A 19107-nucleotide genomic window follows, 5' to 3' on the forward strand; every position below is an offset into this window, starting at 1 on the left:
GAATCCCTCCGACAACGCTCCCAAAGCTCAACAAACCCATCGCCTTGTCCGGTTGGGATTGTCCGAAGAGCCTCTGGACACACCCGGGCACAGCGGGCAGATGATCAGGGCCAGAAGAGGGGCCGTCAGAGGTCGAGCAGGTCCCTGGTCGTGGGGTGGCCGCCCGCATCTGGTCGGGCTGGGCGTTAGGTGGGGGTGTCTTCCGAGCTTGGGCGGGGTGGCTGGACGATGGGGATGCAGATGCGGTCTCGGCCGAGTTCCTTGGCTCGATAGAGGGCCAGGTCGGCGGCGGCCAGGAGTTCGATGAGGTCATCGCCGTGGATGCTCATGATGGCGACCCCCGTCGAGACCGTAACGGTGATCATGCAGTCGTCGGCCGGGACGGCCATGCGGCTGATTCTGCAGCGGAGGCGCTCCGCCACCATGCGGGCCTCGTTGATGTCGGCGCGCGGTAGCAGGACGACGAACTCCTCGCCTCCGAAGCGGCCCACCACGTCGTAGTCGCGGAGCTGGCTGCGCAGGGTCGCCGCGACGTTGATGAGGACCTGGTCGCCGAGGAGATGGCCGTGGGTGTCGTTGACCCGTTTGAAGTGGTCGATGTCGATGAGCAGGAGCGCCAGGGTCTCGCCGGTGCGCCGAGCGCGGACGATCTCCGTGTCGGCCTCGCGCTGCCAGGCGGCGGCGTTGAGCAGGCCGGTCTTGGGGTCGGTGCGGGCGGCCGCCTGGAGCTGGGCGTGCAGGAGGCTGCGCTGGAGCAGGACCACCGGGGGGAGCGTCAGCACCAGCAGCGCCAGGTTGAGACCGCACGCGATCGCCACCGTGACACCGAGGCACAGTTCCACGACGTCGAGCAGGAAGCTCTCCCGGTCCCACAGCACCTCGCGCCAGCGGATGTCGGGATCGGCGGTGTGCGCCGCGATGGCGATCAGGCTCGTGTTGAGGAGAGCGAAGATCGTGGCGGCGGCGACCGCGGCGGCGATCGGGCTGCCGCGGCCGCTCGACAGCGCGGACGGATCGGGGACGAGCTCGTGGAAGACCACGGAGGCCGTGCATCCGGCCAGGCCGATGGCGGCCGAGCTGCCGACCCTGCGGTACAGGACCGTCGCGCGGACGCGCAGCTGGAGCAGGAACTGCAGCACGATGGGCGCGAACAGGGCGTAGACCGGCGGCAGGAGCAGCGCGACCGGCAGCCACCACGCCGACAGCAGGTCTCGCGAGACCCCCGCAGGCATGCCGAGACGCCTTGTTGCCTCGATGCAGACCGCGCCGCAACCCATGAGAGCGGCGAAGGTCAGTAGATCAGACCACCGGAAATGGGTGAAAGCCGCCAACAGCAGGATCGCGGCGAGATCGAGGGTGACGAGCCCGCACAGGTACCCGACGAGCGAGCGGCGCTGCCCCAGCAGCGGCCAACGGCCGACCAGCGATGACACACCGTCGCGAGACTCGACCGAGGTGTGACTGGTCGTCGCCATCTCGTCTCCTCCCTGACTAACGATGTGTAACACGATAATTGCGGAGTGTGCGTCGTGCGATGGGAACCGCTACGTTGACTGCAGGGCCGCATACCACTTGTGGTCAAATGAAGGAGAACCGCTCACTTCGCGAGCGAACCGTGCGGGAAAGGAGCAGCCATGGTGCGGGGCGTAACCTGGACCTGACAAACGCTCTTGCCAGCTGACACGGGCAACACACCATCGGCCGCTCCTCCCTCATGCCGCGCCTAGCAACGCACGGTATACACGTACGGCCGGTGGCCCCTCCTCCGCCATCTTCACCAACCCGCTTCAGGGCTCCTCAGGCCGCTGCTCGTTCCTGTACGTGCCAGTCGGCGCCTGTTGCTGCCGTCTCCCCCTGCGCGCGCCGTCCAACTCCCGCCGACCTCCCTCCTGTTGTCTCTGCGCTGACCGCCCCTCCAACCGGCTTCCCTCCTGTTGTCTGCCGGGTTGCCTTTCCTCCAGCCACTCGGCTTTCGGTCGCCTGGCCCCCGACCGCCCTTCCTCCAGCCACTCGGCTTTCGGTCGCCTGCCCCCCGACCGCCCTTCCTCCGGTTGCTCGGCTTTCGGTCGCCTGGCCTCCGGCCGCCTTCCCTCCGATTTCCTGATCCCCAGCTGCCCGGTCTCCGGTTTCCTGGGCGTCGAGTGCCTTGCCTGCTGTTACCTGGGCCCCGGTTGCCCGACCCCCGCGCGCCTGACCCCTGGCTGCCTGGAGGCCGGTTGTCTCTCCGGGCGCCCCTTCCTGGTTGTCGATTCCGTTGTCGTCGTCTGCGGCGAAGGGGTGCGGGGGCATCGTCTCGTCGGCAGGCATTCCCAGCTTGGACGAGGTCGCGGCCGTCGCTCCGCCCTCATCGGCCGAGGCGGCGTCGGGCGATCGGCGGCGGGAAGCGCCCGACGCCTCGACCGACGCGTCAGGCCTGACTTCGATGCCGCCTGGCCGATCGAACGCGCCCTCGGCTCGGGCCTGACCAGGGGCATTCTCGGCTTGGGCCTGGCCGGGGGTTTCGGAGCCGGTGTGCGCGGTCGAACCGATCGGGCCGTTGGGAGCGGTTTCTGGGCGTCGTGCCGGAAGGCGCCTGCCACCCATCGCCCAGTCCTGGGTCTCCTCGTCGAGGCGGTCGCGCATCTCCCTGCTCACCGCGGCCCCCGCTCCGGCGCGCTCCGGCTTGGTGAAGACGCCGGTGCCCCAACGCAGGTCGTGGCCCACGGCGCTGGCCTCCACTTCGGGCATGAACCTGCGGTCTCCCTCGGCCCCGAACTCTCTGATGCGCAGTTTGCCGGAGACCACGATCGGCTGCCCGATGCGGACGGAGTGGGCGACGTTGTCGCCGAGCGAGCGCCAGCAGCGGACCGCGAAGCAGACCTTCTCCCCGTCGGCCCACTGCCCGGTGCGCTTGTCGTAGTAGCGGTGCGTGGTCAGCACCCTGAGCGAGGTGACCTTGGCGCCGTCTTCGAAGGTGTACTGCCGTGGCTCTGCTGCCACGTTGCCGGTCAGCGTGATCTGGATGTCGTTCATCTGATTGCCTCCCATGCGGCGGGCCAGGCTGCCCGCGACCTGGGAACACCGTGCCCCAGCCGCCCAGTCGGGCCGCCCTCCGAACCCGGTTCTGTGGACAGGCGCCATGCAGCCGGCTACTCCCTGTGGACAGAAGACAGGCCGCCGGAACGAAGGGATCGTCAGGTAGGAGGGCCGCCGCGTGGCGGACTACCGGACGGACAGACCGCCAGAACGGCAGGCCGACGGAAGGCCGAGCCAACGCGAGAGCGAGCTACCAAACCGGGACGGCAAGCCCCCGAGAAGCAGGCCGACGGAAGGGCGGCCCGCCAAGCGGGGAATCCGGACCACCGCAGAACGAACCGCCACACGAACCCGAACAAGGCAGACAGCCCGAAAGGTTGGATCGACGGGTTGGTGCGGAGTGTCGGAAGGAGAGTGGATTTATCCCGACAAGCCGCGCAGGGCCGTGTAGAACGCGTGGTGACGTCCCAGTTCCTGCTCCACCGGCTCCACCACCGTGGTCTCGGCCACTGCCGACACCCGCCGCCGCATCTCCCGCTCCAACCGCTCCCGCTCCCTGGACGCCCCCAACTCCACGAAGTTCCGCGAAGCGATCCCGGACAACGCCCCCAACCCCAGCACGGAAGCCATCATCAACCCCACCCAGGGCAGCGCCGCCGTGTCGCCGAGCACTTGCATCCCGCCGGGCGCCTGCCCGGGCGCGAGCAGCCCCACGGCCAGCCAGGCCAGCCCGAGGACGAATGCCACGACGAGCAGGTACTGCCACACCTGCAGCACCCGCCACCATCCGGGCACCCGGTCGAGCTGCGGGGCGACCTCGGTGAGGTCCTTGGTGAGCGCCTCGGGCAGCTTCCCGGCGCGCGACCTGGCCGCCTTGTGCACCGCCGTCCGCCAGACCGGGTGCATCCCTGCGGTCAGCCCGTCGGCGAGCGCCTGGACGGCGTTGTTCACCTCGGCCGACTGCGCGCTGACCGACCCGGTGGCGATGCCGCGGACCTCGTCGGCGATGTCCCCCAGCCGCAGGCTCTTCAGCGGGTCGGGACGCAGCCGGGCGATCCACCGGGGGTACGGCCAGCCGACCCACTGGTTCGACCGTTCCGCGTAGATGTTCTCCATGGCCTCGCCCACGGCCGGGACGCCCACCGCGTCGCAGAGGGCGTCGGTGAGCCCGAGCCGCCTGGCCTCGTCCACCGAGGCGGGCGCCGACAGGGCGCTGCCGACCGGCATGCTCTGCGCCAGGCGGCTCTGCAGCCGGTCGAGGTCGGCCTCGAGCTTCTGCATGGCGGCGCGGCGGCGGGACACGGCGGCGGCGATGACGCTCTTGAGGCTGTCGATCCCGCGCCCGCTGACCGTCGAGGTCGGCACGACGGTGGGATGCTCGACGCCTTCCCTGCGCAGCAGGTCGTTCAGGTCGATGACCAGCTCGGCCAGCTCTTCGGGGGCCAGCCGGTCGGACTGGTTGAGCGCGAACACGGTCACCGCGTCGTGCCCGGCCAGCTCGGTCACGTAGCGCCGGTGCGTGGAGGCGTCGGCGTACTTCTGCGGGTCGAGCACCCACACGACCAGGTCGGCCAGGCCGATGAGCCGGTCGGCCTCGGTGTCGGTGAGCGCCCTGATGGAGTCGTGGTCAGGCAGGTCGAGCAGGATCAGCCCGTGGAGCTGGCTCTCGCCCTTGTCGAGGGCGCTGGCGCGGGCGAAGCGGTGCCGCCACTGGATCTGCAGCCAGTCGAGCAGCGGCCCGGCGCCTTCCAGCCCCCACACGCAGGCGTGGGTGCGCGCGGTGGTGGGCCTGCGCACGCCCGTGGGTGACAGTTCCAGCCCGGAGACGGCGTTGAACAGCGACGACTTGCCGCTTCCCGTGCCGCCCGCCAGCGCGACCACGGTGTGGTCCGACGACAGCTTGAGCCGCTCGCCCGCCTGCTGCAGCACCGTTCCCGCCTCGGAGTGCAGCTTGGCGTCGAGCCGTCCGCCCCCCAGCTCGACGATCTTGGTGAGGGCGGTCAGCCGCGGGGCGAGGCCCGGCTTGGTCGCGACAGTGGTCATCGGGCGACCTCTAGGTTGTAGGTCGCCTGGTAGAGGCGGGTCGCGGTGGACTCGTCCGGGACCCCGGCGGAGTCGAGCGCTTGCACGTAACGCATGGATTCCTCGTCGAACAGCATGCCGATCCTGGCTCGTAGGTCGCTGAGCGCCTTGGCGCCGATGCCGCGCAGCGACTCGGCTCCGAGCAACGCGGTGACCAGCCGATGCGACAGGCCCTCCGCGCCGCGTCCGCTGAACATCGCGACCATGAAGATCAATGAGAGCGAGTCGGCGTCGAACGACACCATCTTGGACACCGACCGCTTGGCCACGCCCTCGGTGCGCACCAGCTCTGTGACGTGCTCCTGCCAGGCGGCGATGCCCCGGCTGGCGCGCCGCACCAGCTCGTCGGACGGCCGCTCCAGCCCGTCGGCGAGCGCGGCGCCCACCTCGGATCGGCGCCGCCAGCGGGCGACGACCTCCTCGCTGGCGCGTCCGGCGGCGGCGACGATCACGGATTCCAGGCCGGTGCGCAGCGCCGTCCTGAACGCGGTGACGCGCTCCGGCGTCCGCCCGGCGGCCCTGCCGCGCCTGCGCAGCCGGATCGTGCGGATGAGGTCGCCGGACCCGGCGAAGTCCTGCCAGCGGGCCAGCACCTCGCCGTGGATCAGTGAGCCGCCCCTGAACGCCTTGTCGATCTCGCCGAGCGCGCTGAAGTAGGCGGTTTCCACGTCGCCGCGCAGGTCCGCGCGGAAGGCCACCTGGCTCTCCAGGTGGCGGGCGAGCGCGGGCACGCGGGTGCGGAAGCTGTTGAGGACGCCGTTCAGCGTCTCGTTGACGGCCTGCGCCCGCCGCTTGCCGTCGACCGACAGCTCGGCGAGCCAGAGCCGCAGGTCGGTCACCTCGTTGTCGGGCAGCCTGCCGTCGGTCACCTTCGACTCGTGGATGACGAACCGGTCGACCTCGCCCAGCCCGTATTCGGTGAGCATCCGGACGAAGTGCTTCAGCACCACCTCGCGGGACCTGGGCTGCACCCTCGACAGCACGATGGCGAGCCGGACCCCACGCTCCTTGGCCAGCCTGAGCAGGCTCCAGGCGGGCGCGTCGGCGTAGCGGGCGGCGGTCGTGACGAAGATCCACAGGTCGGCCGCGTCGAGCATGCGGTGGGCGATCTCGTGGTGCTGCTCGACGACGGAGTCGATGTCGGGGGTGTCGAGCAGTGCGACGCCCTCCGGCAGCTTCTCGGTGGGGACCACGATCAGGTCGCCCGGTCCGGCCTCGGGGCTGAGCTGCTCCAGCCGTTGGAGGTCGCTGAGCAGATCGCCTTCGGCGAACCACTGCTGGTCCTCCGGGTGGCAGGCGAGCAGCGGCGTGCCGGTGGTGGGCCGCCGCACGCCGGTGCGCGAGACGTTCTTCTCGGCCAGCGAGTTGACCAGCGTGGACTTGCCCGCGCCGGTGGAGCCCGCGACCACGATGAGCGCGGGCGCGGTGCTCGTCCGGACGCGGGGCAGCACGTAGTTCTGGAGCTGCGCGAGCAGGTCGGCGCGGGTCCGCCGGGCCTCCTCGACGCCGGGCAGGTCGAGGGAGAACCGCAGCTCGGAGACGCTCTCGCGGAGCGCGTTGAGCGCCGAGGTCAGCGCCGCGACAACCTCGGGCGGCAACTCCTCGCCGCCCGCCGACTCGGCCTCCTCTTCCGAGGAGTCCGCAACGTCCGAAGAATCCGTGACGCCCGTAGAGTCCGAAGAATCCGGGACGCTGGTCTCCCCTTCTTCGGGGACGTCTGCGGGCACGGCGTCCTCGACGGCGGCGACCTCCTCAGGCAGGCCGCCGTCGTCCTCGCCCGTGATCGCACGGAAGCTCCACGTCTGCTCCCCTGGCGACTCCTGCCGCCCGTCATCCATGGCCGTGTTCACGGCAAGCGCTCCGCTCGAACCATCTCGACCTCCTGGCCGACCCTCACGACGTCGCCGACGACCACGATCGCCGGTGGCCGTATCCCGGCCGCGGACACGCGGTCGGCCACGGTGGAAAGTGGAGCGATAACCGCCCGCTGGGTCGGAAGGGTACCGTCCTGTACCACCATTACGGGAGTCTCTGGGGAACGACCGTCGCGAAGGAGGGTTTCGGCCACCTTCGCCAGCCGTTCGACGGCCATCATGAGCACCAGGGTGCCCTCGGAACGAGCGAGCCCGGGCCAGTCGACGGTCGACTTCGGATCATCCGGCGCCACGTGTACGGATATGACGTGGAATTCCTGGCTTACTCCCCGATGCGTCACGGGGACCCCGGCCGCCGCCGGCACCGCGACGGCGCTGGTGATACCCGGCACGACCAGCACCGGAATTCCGGCGCGGGCACAGGCGATCATCTCCTCGCCACCGCGTCCGAACACGAACGGGTCGCCGCCCTTGAGCCTGACCACGAACTTGCCCTGCCTGGCCCGGTCGACGAGCAGCTCGTTGATCGTCTCCTGCGGCAGCGCCCGGCCGTAGGGAACCTTGGCCGCGTCGATCAGCTCGACGTCGGGGGCCAGTTCGTCGAGCAGGCCGCGTGGCGCGAGCCGGTCGGCCACCACCACGTCGGCCTGGGCGAGGAGCTGCCGCCCACGGACGGTGATCAGCCCCGGGTCGCCGGGACCGCCGCCCACCAGCGCGACGCCGACGGGCTTGGCCCGGTTGCGTCGGGCGTCGACGGTGCCGTCGCGCAGCGCGCTCACCACGGCGTCCCTGATGCCCGCCGCCCTGCGCGGGTCGCCTCCGGCGGTGATGCCCACGTTGATCTCGTCGACCCGCCCGGAGGCGGGGGTCCAGGCGGCGGAGGAGTCGCGGTCGTCGGCGCGCACGCACCAGATCCGCTTGGCCTCGGCCTCAGCGGCGACCGCACTGTTGACGGACCTGTCGTCGGTGCAGGCCTGGATGAGCCAGGCGCCGTCGCAGTCACCGACCTCGTATGGCCGGGCCCGCCATTCGATCCGGCCCGTGGCGATCAGGTCGTCGAGGGCCGGGGTGACGGACGGCGACACCAGGGTGACCAACGCACCGGCTTCCAGCAGCGCGGGAACCCTCCGTTGCGCGACCCGGCCGCCGCCTACGACAAGGACCCGGCGGCCGGAAAGCCGCAGGCCGAGGAGGTAGGGGCCCATCGTGGGGAATCTCCCGTTCGCGAGGGTTGTGGCTATTAGGACGCTAACCTACCGGGTCTTACACGAGACTCGCTGCGCGCGAGCCGACGGCCGTCAAGGCCGCGGATGTCACACGGGCTTGTCCGTCACCCCTGCCGCGTCGAACGTGGCAACGTCGTGCATGACGCGTACGGCGGCGCAGATCAGAGGGTACGCCAGCAGCCCGCCCGTGCCCTCGCCCAGCCGCATCCCCAGGTCCACCAGCGGCGGCAGGGACAGCTTGTCCAGCGCGGCGGTGTGGCCGGGCTCGGCCGAGCGGTGCCCGGCCACGCAGTGGTCCACGACGGCCGGTTCCAGGGCGGCCGCCACGAGCGCGGCGGACCCGGCGATGACCCCGTCGAGGATCACGGGCACCCTGGCCGCCGCGCCGCCGAGGATGAACCCCGCGATGGCGGCGTGCTCGAACCCGCCGACGGCGGCGAGGGCGCGCAGCGCGTCGCTGGGCTGGGAGCCGACGGGCGGCAGGCCGTTCACCGCGAGCGCCTGGCGGACGATCGCGACCTTGTGCGCGTGGGTCTCGTCGTCGATGCCGGTGCCCCTGCCCGTCGCCAGGGCCGGGTCGAGGCCGGTGAAGGTGGAGACGAGCGCGGCGGAGGCGGTGGTGTTGGAGATGCCCATGTCACCGGTGATCAGGCAGCGCGCGCCGCCCGCCACCAGGTCGCCTGCCACCGCGATGCCGGCCTCCATGGCCTGGACGGCCTGGTCGACCGTCATCGCGGGGCCCGCGGACAGGTCGGCGGTGCCCCAGGTGATCTTCCTGTCGAGCAGGCTGGGCGCGGGCGCGAGTTCGGCGGCCACTCCGACGTCCACGACCGTGACGGAGGCGCCGACCTGGGCGGCGAACGCGTTGGCCACCGCGCCGCCCGACAGGAAGTTGGCCACCATCTGCACGGTGACCTCCTGCGGCCACGGGGTGACGCCCTGGGCGTGCACGCCGTGGTCGGCGGCGAAGATGGCGAGCGCGGCCGGCGCGGGCATGGGCGGCGGGGTCACCCCCGCCGCGCCCGCGAGCCGTACGGCGACCTCCTCCAGCACGCCGAGCGAGCCGCGCGGCTTGGTCAGCCGGTCCTGGTGGGCGCGGGCGTCGGCGAGAACGCGGGGATCGGCGGGACGGATCGCGGTGAGCGTCTCGGCCAGCACGGCAGACCTCCAGTGGACGGGCTTCAGGGGACCAGTTGCAGCAGCGCTTCCTCGTAGCGGTCGATCACGACATCGGCCAGGGTCTCGCAGTCGCCGATCACCTCGGCGCAGCGGATGTCGAGGTCAGGGTGGCCCGCGCCGTACGCCAGCGCCTGGGCCCACACGCGCTCCAGCATGCCGCCCGCGAACAGCAGGTACGGCACGACGATCACGCGCTTGGCGCCGAGCCGGCGGCAGCGTTCGAGCCCGCCGGGCACGCCGGGCGGGGTGACGGAGACGAACGCGGTCTCGACGGTCATGAAGTCGTAGGCGTGCGTCTCCCAGAACAGCCGCGACACCCGATGGATCTCGGCGTTGGCCGAGGGGTCGGTCGAGCCCTCGCCCACCAGGACCACCGCGGTCTCCTGCGGTTCGACGTGCGTCGGCGCGTCCTCGGCGGGCAGTGCGTCGACGGCCCGCAGCCGGGGCCTGGCGCCCACCAGTTCGAGCGGGCGCGGCCTGGTCATCTCGGTGGCGGCGTCGTTCAGCCGCTCCGCCAGCAGCGCGAGGACCCGAGGGTCGGGGCCGAGTGGGCGGCCGTAGTCGTACATGAGGGTGGGGTGGCGCTCCTGCTCCAGCGCCAGCGCGGCGGGCAGTTCCTGGTCGAGCCGGCTGAGGCTGAGCGGCAGCGCCACCAGGCGGTGGTGCCCGCGGGCCACCAGGGAGGCCACGGAGTCGCTGAGCCGCGGCGTGGCTCGCGAGAGGTAGCCACCGGAGACGTCGGCGGCCGTCCGGTCGAGGCGGCAGCGGAGCCTGTGGACGAACCTGCCGAACTCCGCGGGGTCGGCGTCATCGTTCGAGCCATGCCCGACGAGCAGGAGCGGCGGCTTCATTGAGGGATTCTCCGTGGGTTGGGACAAGACACGCGAGGATAACCGATGCGTGCCCGTAGGCGACAGGTCACCGCTTGTGCACGGGGGTGGCGTGCACGACGAGGACGGGGTCTGCCGAGGTCAGGGTGTGTGATCCAGCAGGCTGGATGGTGAGTTCGGAGGCCAGGATCTGGGTGCCCTCCGCACGATAGCCGTGCTCGCGCAGCAGGTCGAGCACCACGGGCACCTGTTCGACCGTTCTGAGGACGCACACCAGCCTACGTGGGCGGCGGGTGGCGCAGGCCGCGATGACGTCGAGCCCGCCGCCGCCGACGAACACGGCGTCGGGGTCGGGCAGCGGCTCCAGCGCGGGCGGGGCCTGCCCGCGGGTCAGCGCGACCTTGACGCCGTGTTCCAGGACTCTGGCCCGCAGCCTGGCGCACGCCTCGTCGTCGCGCTCGACCGCCATGACGGCCGCGCCGAGTCTGGCGCACTCGACGGCGATCTCGCCGCTGCCCGCTCCGACGTCCCAGACCAGGTCGCCGAGCCGGGGCCCGAGCTTGGCCAGGACGTACGCCCTGACCTCGGCGGGCATCACGGCGTCGGGGAACGGCAGCGCCCACTCGGCGGGCCCCGGCTGCGCGCCGGCCAGCCAGCCCCGCTCGCCGCCCCGGTGCAGCGGGTCGACGACGAGCACCACCTGGGGGTCCTTCCACGGCCTGGTGGTCGCCTCCCCCATCCGGCTGTGCGTGACGCGCTCGTCGGGGCCGCCGAGGTCCTCGCAGACGATCAGCGCGCGCGGCGTGGTCGGGGCCAGCTCCCTGGCGACCTCGGCGGGCCCGGCGCCCGGCGCGACCAGGAGCGCCACCTTGGGGTGCGCCCGGCAGGCGTTGACCACGCGGTCGAGCTGGTGGGCACCGGCCGGGGCGACGACGAGCGCGTCCTCCCAGTTCAGCCCGGCGCGGGCGAAGGCGCGGGTGACGAGCGAGGTGGCGGGCAGGACGTCCGGGGCGAGGCCGTGGTCGCGGAGGGTGCGCACCACGCCGAAGAAGCCGGGATCGCCCTCCACGACCACCACGACCGGGCCTTCGCCGTGTTCCAGGTGGTGGTCGAGGGTGTCGAGCAGCTCGTCGCCGGCCGTCGTGGGGGCGGCGAGGCCGAGCCTGGCGAGGAGCGGCTGGGGGCCGACGACGAGCGCGGCCTCGTGCAGCCGGTTCACCGCCCTGGTCGAAAGCGCCGATCCGTCCCAGCCGACCACCGTGATCATGTCCTCACCACCTCACCCCTCAAGGGTGACGGCTGCCGAGGTGTTTCACCAAGGGCTCAGTCGAGGTCGGACGGGGTCAGGCTGTAGACCACCAGGTCCTCGCCCTGCAGCGCGTTGCGGGCCACGCCTTCGCGGACGAACCCGGCCTTCTCCGCCACCCGCTGCGAGGCCTGGTTCGTCACCGCGGCCCGGAGCTGGAGCCGGACGAAGCCGTGCTTGTCGAACAGCCAGCGCGCGATGGCCAGCACCGCCTCGCCCGCGTACCCGTTGCCGCGCGCCCACGGCGCGGTCATGTAGCCGACCTCGACCGTCCTGTGTGTCCAGTCGGCGTCCCTGAGGTCGACGTTGGCCACGAAGCGGCCGCTCGACGGCTCCACGACCGTGAAGGCCGCTCCGTGACCTCTCGACCGCGCCCGCTCGGAGAGGATGAGGAACGCCCGCGCGTGTCCCTCGCCGTAGTCGCGCGGCACCCCGGTCATGGCCTGGGTGAGCGGGTCGGCCGCGGTGGCGGCGAGGTCCGGGACGTCGGTCTCGGTCGGCGGCCTGAGCAGCAGTCTGGGAGTGCGCAGCTCGGTCCGCGGCAGGATCGGGGACGACAGCGGGCTGTCGGAGCGCAGCAGGCCGAAGATGACCAGGTCGTGCGGCCTGTCGTCCTCCATCGCCGCCTCCCGCAGGACGCCTTCCCAGGTGAAGCCCGCTTTCTGCGCGACGCGGAGCGACGAGAGGTTGTCCAGGTTGGCCGTCAGGTCGATCCTGCGCAGCTGGGTGGTGGCGAACACCCAGCCGGTGAGCCCGCGTACCGCCTCGGGGGCGTAGCCGCGTCCGCGGTACAGGGGGTGCACGCCGTACCCGACCTCGGTCGTGCCTGCGGACCATGACGTCTTGAACAGGCTGATGGCTCCCACGATGCGGTCGGCGGCGTCCGCCATCGCCAGGTGGACGCCCTGCCCCGAGCGTTGCAGGTCGTGCACGCCGCTCGCGAGCCACTGGTCGACGCCGGACACCTGCGCGGGTGTGCCAGGGGGCAGGAACTGGACGCCCGATCGGACGATGGACCGGACCCGGTCGGCGTCGCGCGTGCTGAACGGCCGCAGCGTCAAGCGTTCGGTGGTGATGTTCACGGCAGGGTCGAACACGTTCGGCAGGCTACACACGGGACGTTTGCCAACAAAAGCGGGGGTAGGTGCGACTTCGAGAGGAGTGAGTGGAGTATGGAACGAGGAAGCGCCAAGCACGGCCGCCGCGTCGACGAGCAGCAGAAGCGTGAGAAGGAAGACATGGCCCGCGAGGGCATCGATCTCCGCGGCGACCTCGCGAAGTGGCTGAGCGACCGCGAGTTTCCCGCTTCTCAGCACGATCTGGCCGAACATGTGGAGGGCGTGCGAGCGCCTGACGAGATTGCCGACCTGGTCCGTTCCCTGCCAGAGCGCCGGTATGCCAGCGTGGCGGAGGTGGCCGAGGCCCTCGGTCTGGGGCTGGAGAGGCGGAGGTGGTGATCGGTGCGGCTCGACTTCATCCGTCCGCTCTACGAGCGCCGCGGGCCGTACGCGTCCGTCTACCTGGGCGCGCTCACCGGGCCGGAGCGGGAGGCACGCTGGCGCAGCCTGCGTGCGGAGCTCGGGCAGGCCGATGCCGACACGCTGGAAACCCTTGGCCTCCAGGTGCTGCGGCCCGAGCCGGGCCGCGTGCTGTTCGCCACCCACGGGGACGTGGTGCTGACCGAGACCCTGGCCGACCCGCCGGCCGCGCTCGCCAGGTGGTCGCCGCTGCCGCACGTCACCCCCATGCTGATGGGACGTGGAGAGAACGTCCCGCACCTGCGGGTCATCGCGGACCACGCGGGCGCCGAGCTGGCCGTCTTCGGCGGCGGCTCGCCGCGCACGGCCACCGTGCGGGCGGTCCCGTGGCCGCTGCAGAAGACGGCGCAGGGCGGCTGGTCGCGCAAGCGCTACGAGCGCGGCGTGGACGAGACCTGGGAGGGCAGCGCGGCGGCCGTCGCACACGAGATCGACGAGCAGGTCCGCAGGATCGGCGCCGAACTCGTCATCGTGGCGGGCGACCCCAAGTCCCGATCGCTGCTCTGCGACCATCTCGGGACGAAGTCCGCCGATCGGGTGCTGATGGTCGAACACGGCATCAGCGCCGGCCACGACCAGTTCGAGCGGGACGTCGAGACCGCGCTCGACGGCTGGCTCGACCGCAGGCGCGACGAGCTGCTCAACCGCCACCGCGAGGCCGCGGGCCCCGTCGGGCTGCCGCAGGTCGGGCGCGCCCTGCGCGAGGGCAGAGCGCACGCGCTGCTCCTGCCCGGCGAGCTGCCCGGCCCGGTGTGGGTGGGGAAGGGCGGCACCCAGCTCTCCACTGACGCCGACGAGCTGCGCCGGTGGGGCGTCGAGCAGCCGGTCAGGGAGCGCGCCGACTCGGCTCTCGCCAGGGCCGCCGCGATGACCGACGCCGAGCTCTGGTTCACCGACGGGGTCGAGGACGTGGCCGCCGTCATCAGGTGCTGACGATCACCTCCAGCGTCCTGGGGCCGTGCACCCCCTCGACCCGGTTCAGCTCGATGTCGCTGGTGGCCGACGGCCCGCTGATCCAGGTGAGCGGCCTGGACGGGTCGAGCCTGGCGACCGCCTCCGGCACCCCGGCCACGATCTGGTCGGCCCGCACCACGCACAGGTGATAGTCGGGCACCAGGGTCTGGGCCCTGCTGCCCTGGCCGGGGCCCGAGTCCAGGACGATCGTGCCCGTCTCCGCGATCGCCACCGCGCAGCCGGTCAGCACGCCGTCGGCGGCGCCCAGTTCGGGCTCGGCGCCGCCCGCCGCCCGCGCCCACTCGGACGGCAGCCCGTCAGGGACGATCATCGCCCGTCCGCCCACCAGCTCGGCGACCTTGCCGGGCACCTGCGCCGCCGGCGTGACGTGCACGACAGCCCGGTAGTCGCCGACCCGCTCGGCGAACAGCCCTACCACGTCCTCGGCCGGCCGGCTCGTCCGGTAGCCGCGGGTGATCTCCACGTCGGGCGCTCCCTGGACGGCTCGCCTGACCGCGGCCAGGATCTCCTCACGCGCGCTCATTCCGCTCCCACCAGTCTCTGAACGATTCTTCCGGGATGTCGGGCAGGTCTCGGGTGTCGGTCCAGGCGGACAGCGGGCCCGGCAGCCGCTTCGGCACCAGCTTGCGGAAGCGGGAGGCCAGGCGCTGCGCCTTCTCCAGCCGCACGCTGTCGTTGAGCACCCAGCCCGCGACGCGCATGCCCGCGCGCTCTGCGGGCTTGTGCGGCGCCTTCGCACGCAGGTCCACCAGGACCTCGGGGATGTCGATGGCCACCGGGCAGGCTTCGAAGCAGGCTCCGCACAGGCTGGAGGCGTACGGCAGCGACGCGTCCAGCTCCGACGACATGCCTCTGAGCTGCGGAGTCAGGATGGCGCCGATCGGGCCGGGGTAGACGGAGCCGTACGCGTGGCCGCCCGCGCGCTCGTAGACCGGGCACACGTTCAGGCAGGCCGAGCAGCGGATGCAGCGCAGCGCCTGGCGGCCGACCTCGTCGGCCAGCACCTGTGTGCGGCCGTTGTCGAGCAGCACCAGATGGAAGTCCTGGCCCTCGACCGAGCCCGTCCACGTGCTGGTGTACGGGTTCATCCGCTCCGCCGTCGAGCTGCGGGGCAGCAGCTGGAGGAAGACCTCCAGATCCCGCCAGGTCGGGAGCAGCTTCTCGATGCCGACCACGCTGATGAGGGTCCGGGGCAGGGTCAGGCACATCCGGCCGTTGCCCTCGGACTCCAGCACCACCAGGGTGCCCGTCTCGGCGACCATGAAGTTGCCGCCGGAGATCGCGACCTTGCTCTTGAGGAAGCGTTCCCGCAGGTGCAGCCGGGCCGCCTCGGCCAGCGCGGCGGGCTCGTCGGTCAGGTTCGCGGGCGCGGGACGGCCCCACTCGGCCATCTTGGCGTTGAAGATCTCGCGGATCTCCGAGCGGTTGCGGTGGATCGCGGGAACCAGGAAGTGCGACGGGAAGTCGTCGCCGAGTTGCACGATCAGCTCGGCCAGGTCGGTCTCGTAGGCCGTGATGCCCTGCGCGGCCAGCGCCTCGTTGAGGCCGATCTCCTGGGTGGCCATCGACTTGACCTTGACCACCTCGGTCTCGCCCGTCGCCTTGACCAGGTCGGACACGATCCGGTTGGCCTCGGCGGCGTCGCGGGCCCAGTGGACGTGGCCGCCCGCCCTGGTAACCGCCTCCTCCAGCTGGACCAGGTAGCGGTCGAGGTGGCGGAGCGTGTGATCCTTGATCGCCTTGCCCGCCGCGCGGAGTTCCTCCCAGTCGGGCAGTTCGGCGACCGCCTTGAGCCGCTTGTCGCGGATGGTGTGGGTGGCTTTCCTGAGGTTGTAGCGGAGCTGAGAGTCCTGGACGGCTTGAGCCGCATTCTTCGGGAAATTTCCCGGCATGCCGAGAAAAGTGGCGCTCATTGGGCCCCCTCCGTGGCCGCGAGGATCTCCGCGAGATGCATGATCCGCACTCCGGTCCGCTGCCGGTTCAGGCTGCCGCCGATGTGCATCAGGCAGGAGTTGTCGGCCGCGCAGAGCACCTCGGCTCCGGTGTCGAGGATGTTGCGGACCTTGTCCGCCCCCATCGCGGCCGAGACGGCCGGGTTCTTCACCGCGAACGTGCCGCCGAAGCCGCAGCACTCCTCCGCCGCGAGCAGAGGGACCAGGTCGAGGCCGCGCACGTGCTGGAGCAGCCGGGTGGGGCGGTCGCCCAGGTGCAGGCCGCGGAGCGAGTGACACGTCGGGTGATATGTCACCCGGTGCGGGAAAAATGCACCTACGTCGTCGACTTTCAGGACGTCGATCAAGAACTCGGACAGCTCGTACACCCTGGGCACGACTTCCGCGATGGCCGCCGCTCCCCTGCTGCCCTTCCGCACCAGTTTGGGGTACTGCTCGCGCACCATCGCGGCGCACGACCCCGACGGCGCGACCACCGCGTCGTACCCGGCGAACACCTCGGTGAAGTGCCGCGCGAGCCGCACGCCCTCCTCCCGGTAGCCGGTGTTGACGTGCATCTGGCCGCAGCACGTCTGGGCGGCGGGGAAGTCAACCTCGCAGCCGAGCCTGCGCAGGAGCGACACGACGGCCTTGCCCGTGCCGGGGAAGAGCGTGTCGTTCACGCAGGTGATGAACAGGGCGATGCGCACGGCTCTCCTTCCGAAGTATGGTCTGACCACTGTATGGTCTGACCATACCGAACGAGGCCCGCCGAAAGGGACCCCCGTTGACCGTCAAAAAGACCCGCACCTTCGAGGACGTGCTCGCGCAGATCGAGCGGCGCATCGCCGACGACGGGCTCACGGTCGGCGACCGCCTCCCCGCCGAACGCCAGCTCGCCGAGCAGCTCGGCGTCGGCCGCAGCTCGGTCCGCGAGGCGATGCGCGTCCTGGAGACGCTCGGCGTGGTCTCCTCCCAGGTCGGCAGGGGGCCCGACGCCGGAGCGATCCTCACGTCCCGGCCGGACACCGCCCTCACGGACCTGCTCAGGCTCCACCTCGGCCTGGCCACCCTGGAACTGCGCGAGGTCATCGACACGCGCCTGATGATCGAGCGCTGGTCGGCCGCGCGCGCCGCCGCCACCCGCGCCGACACCTCCGCGCTGGCGGACGCGCTGACCGGCATGGAGGCCGCGGCGTCCGCCGAGGAGTTCGTCGAGCACGACACGGCCTTCCACTGCGCGCTCGCCGACGCCTCGGGCAACCGGCTGATCGCGGCCATCATGCGCTCGCTGCGCGACGCGATGCGCCGGTACGCGGTGGAGGCGGTGGAACGCCTGGGCGACCCGTCGCTCCTGCACGCCGACCACCACCACATCCTCACCGCCATCCGCTCGGGCGACCCCGACGAGGCCACCCGAGCAGTCGCCGACCACCTGTCACACGCCTACCCGGCACTCTTCGGCGACACTCCGTGACTCGCCGAGAAGAAGTCCCAGGTGGGAGCGTCACTCCGTGAAAGCGGCCCGGTGGTCCTGGACCCAGGCCCCGAAGCTGGTCGCCGGACGGCCCAGGACGGCCTGGACGGTGTCGGTGAGGACGGGGTAGCCCTCGTCCCTGAGCATGGTCCAGCCGATGACGACCGCGGCGACCAGGTCCTCGCCGGCGCCCGACTGGCGCATCCCCGCCGCGGCCTCCTCGATGGAGACCGCCAGCGTCTCCACCGGGCGCCCGACCGTCCGGGCGACGATGCCCACCTGGCCGGGGACGCTCAGCAGCTCGGGCCCGGTGAGCGCGTACGCGCGCGACTCGTGCGCGGTGCCGGTGAGGGCCTCGGCCGCGACGGCCGCCACGTCACGCGGGTCCACGACGCCCTGCGCGCCGTCGCCGGTGAAGTTGGGCACCGGGCCGCCCGACCTGACAGCCTCGGCCCAGGCCAGCGCGTTGGAGGCGAAGCCGGCCGGACGGAGCATCGTCCAGGCCATCCCGCTCTCCTGGATGGCCCGCTCCCCCGCCAGGTGCCAGGCCCTGATGTCGTTCGGGTCCTCCGTGTCGCCCGTGCCGATGGCCGAGAGCTTCACCACCTTCTTCACGCCCGCCGACCTGGCCGCCTCGACCATGGCCAGGTCGTGCTCCTTGAGCCGGGGCCCGAAGGCCGTCGCCAGGAAGGCGGTGGACACGCCGTCGAAGGCCGCTCTCAGCGACTCGGGGTCGTCGAAGTCCGCCCGCACGACCTCGCCGCCCGCGGCCCGCGCGGGGTCGCGCGTCAGCGAACGGACGGGCTCGCCGCGCTCCAGCAGGAGACGGACGACTTCGCTGCCTATGGTGCCCGTGGCACCGGTGATCAGGATCATAGAGGCAGGCTGCCAGCGCGCTCCTCGCCGGTTATAGGAAGAATCGGCACATGAGCACTGCGCCGCCGCCCACCGTGGGCGGTCTCCGCGACCTGACGGTTCACGTGCGGGAGCCCGACACCGCCGCCACGGTGGCCTTCCGCACGGTCGCAGACGGGACGGGCGACCTGTTCGTGCTGGGGCCACGCACGCGCGCCTCGTACCTGATGCCCAAGAACGTGCCGCACTGCGTCACCCTGCGGCTGAGCCCCGGTCGGGCCCGGCCGCTGCTCGGGCTGCCGATGAGCGAGCTCGTCGACCGGATCGTCCCGTTGCGCGAGCTGTGGGGGGCGCAGGCCGACCTGCTGGCCGGCGAGCTGACCGAGCTGGTGTCCTCGGCGGCAGCCTGGCGGGAGCGGGTGGCCGACCGGATGAAGGCGGCGCTGAGCCGCCGCCTGGCCGAGCGGCGGCCCGCGGAACTGGCGCGCGGGCAGCTGCTCGACGCGGCGGCCGAGCTGCTGGCACGGGAGCGGGTGACCGACGTCGCCAGGGAGCTCGGCGTCAGCGAGCGTCACCTGCGCAACCTGTTCTCCGCCGGCGTCGGCGTGTCGCCCAAGCGGTTCGCCCGCATCCACCGGGTGCGCGGCGTGCTGGCCAGGGTCTGCCGCGAGGGCTCCGCGTCGCTGGCCGCCGACACGGGCTACTACGACCAGTCGCACATGACGGCCGAGTTCCACGAGGTCATGGGGGTGCCGCCGAACGCGTACCGCTCGGGCCGCCTGCCCGCCCCCGGTTCCTGCTCGGCGGCCTGAACCGGGG

Annotated in this window: 17 protein-coding genes; 4 read left to right on the forward strand and 13 right to left on the reverse strand. The window is 71.8% G+C overall.

The genetic code is table 11. From position 1 onward, the window contains the following. Positions 1-185: 185 nt before the first annotated feature. The 9 genes from ABT294_RS39215 to ABT294_RS39255 form a co-directional block, all read right to left on the reverse strand. A complete protein-coding gene (locus ABT294_RS39215; RefSeq protein WP_350811502.1) occupies positions 186-1475 on the reverse strand; it encodes a sensor domain-containing diguanylate cyclase in 1290 nt (429 codons plus the stop codon). A 322-nt stretch (positions 1476-1797) separates the two neighbouring features. Then, positions 1798-3012, reverse strand: coding sequence for a single-stranded DNA-binding protein (locus ABT294_RS39220; RefSeq protein ID WP_350811503.1), 1215 nt, complete (start codon positions 3010-3012; stop codon positions 1798-1800). Positions 3013-3435: 423 nt separating this feature from the next. Then, positions 3436-5058: an ABC transporter gene (locus ABT294_RS39225; protein WP_350811504.1), complete on the reverse strand. Its 1623-nt coding sequence runs from the start codon at positions 5056-5058 to the stop codon at positions 3436-3438. Beyond that, complete coding sequence (locus ABT294_RS39230; protein WP_350811505.1) at positions 5055-6947, reverse strand: dynamin family protein; 1893 nt, start codon at positions 6945-6947, stop codon at positions 5055-5057. Before ABT294_RS39230 ends, ABT294_RS39225 begins: the two co-directional genes overlap by 4 nt. Next, entirely contained in the window at positions 6944-8176 is a 1233-nt protein-coding gene (cobA, locus tag ABT294_RS39235; protein ID WP_350811506.1) for a uroporphyrinogen-III C-methyltransferase, read from the reverse strand. Before cobA ends, ABT294_RS39230 begins: the two co-directional genes overlap by 4 nt. A gap of 108 nt (positions 8177-8284) precedes the next feature. Next, positions 8285-9355, reverse strand: coding sequence for a nicotinate-nucleotide--dimethylbenzimidazole phosphoribosyltransferase (gene cobT, locus ABT294_RS39240; protein ID WP_350811507.1), 1071 nt, complete (start codon positions 9353-9355; stop codon positions 8285-8287). 23 nt (positions 9356-9378) lie between these two features. After that, positions 9379-10227, reverse strand: coding sequence for a sirohydrochlorin chelatase (locus ABT294_RS39245; protein WP_350811508.1), 849 nt, complete (start codon positions 10225-10227; stop codon positions 9379-9381). 67 nt (positions 10228-10294) lie between these two features. Next, complete coding sequence (gene cbiE, locus ABT294_RS39250) at positions 10295-11473, reverse strand: precorrin-6y C5,15-methyltransferase (decarboxylating) subunit CbiE (protein WP_350811509.1); 1179 nt, start codon at positions 11471-11473, stop codon at positions 10295-10297. A gap of 56 nt (positions 11474-11529) precedes the next feature. Continuing rightward, positions 11530-12609: a GNAT family N-acetyltransferase gene (locus ABT294_RS39255; RefSeq protein ID WP_350811510.1), complete on the reverse strand. Its 1080-nt coding sequence runs from the start codon at positions 12607-12609 to the stop codon at positions 11530-11532. A gap of 75 nt (positions 12610-12684) precedes the next feature. Here ABT294_RS39255 and ABT294_RS39260 point away from each other — a divergent pair, with 75 nt between their 5' ends. Continuing rightward, a complete protein-coding gene (locus tag ABT294_RS39260; RefSeq protein WP_350811511.1) occupies positions 12685-12969 on the forward strand; it encodes a DUF2795 domain-containing protein in 285 nt (94 codons plus the stop codon). 3 nt (positions 12970-12972) lie between these two features. Beyond that, positions 12973-13983, forward strand: coding sequence for a baeRF2 domain-containing protein (locus ABT294_RS39265; protein ID WP_350811512.1), 1011 nt, complete (start codon positions 12973-12975; stop codon positions 13981-13983). On the opposite strand, the gene ABT294_RS39270 is transcribed toward ABT294_RS39265, so the two are convergent. The 3 genes from ABT294_RS39270 to ABT294_RS39280 are packed head-to-tail and all read right to left on the reverse strand — an operon-like array spanning position 13973 to position 16666. Beyond that, positions 13973-14548 (reverse strand): LutC/YkgG family protein, encoded by a 576-nt coding sequence (locus tag ABT294_RS39270; RefSeq protein ID WP_350811513.1) that lies wholly within the window; start codon positions 14546-14548, stop codon positions 13973-13975. The genes ABT294_RS39265 and ABT294_RS39270 overlap by 11 nt on opposite strands. Then, positions 14535-15938, reverse strand: coding sequence for a lactate utilization protein B (locus tag ABT294_RS39275; RefSeq protein WP_350811514.1), 1404 nt, complete (start codon positions 15936-15938; stop codon positions 14535-14537). The genes ABT294_RS39270 and ABT294_RS39275 overlap by 14 nt, the downstream gene beginning before the upstream one ends. Further along, entirely contained in the window at positions 15935-16666 is a 732-nt protein-coding gene (locus ABT294_RS39280) for a (Fe-S)-binding protein (RefSeq protein WP_350811515.1), read from the reverse strand. The genes ABT294_RS39275 and ABT294_RS39280 overlap by 4 nt, the downstream gene beginning before the upstream one ends. A gap of 77 nt (positions 16667-16743) precedes the next feature. Between ABT294_RS39280 and ABT294_RS39285 the strand changes: the two genes are divergently transcribed. Continuing rightward, on the forward strand, positions 16744-17433 hold the full coding sequence (locus tag ABT294_RS39285; RefSeq protein ID WP_350811517.1) for a FadR/GntR family transcriptional regulator: 690 nt from the start codon (positions 16744-16746) through the stop codon (positions 17431-17433). Between the two features lie 30 nt (positions 17434-17463). Here the strand turns inward: ABT294_RS39285 and ABT294_RS39290 are convergent, their stop codons facing one another. Further along, complete coding sequence (locus ABT294_RS39290) at positions 17464-18309, reverse strand: NAD(P)H-binding protein (protein WP_350811518.1); 846 nt, start codon at positions 18307-18309, stop codon at positions 17464-17466. A gap of 50 nt (positions 18310-18359) precedes the next feature. Here ABT294_RS39290 and ABT294_RS39295 point away from each other — a divergent pair, with 50 nt between their 5' ends. Continuing rightward, complete coding sequence (locus tag ABT294_RS39295) at positions 18360-19100, forward strand: helix-turn-helix domain-containing protein (protein WP_350811519.1); 741 nt, start codon at positions 18360-18362, stop codon at positions 19098-19100. Positions 19101-19107: the final 7 nt, after the last annotated feature.

Source organism: Nonomuraea sp. NPDC000554, from assembly GCF_040300065.1.
Lineage (GTDB): Bacteria > Actinomycetota > Actinomycetes > Streptosporangiales > Streptosporangiaceae > Nonomuraea.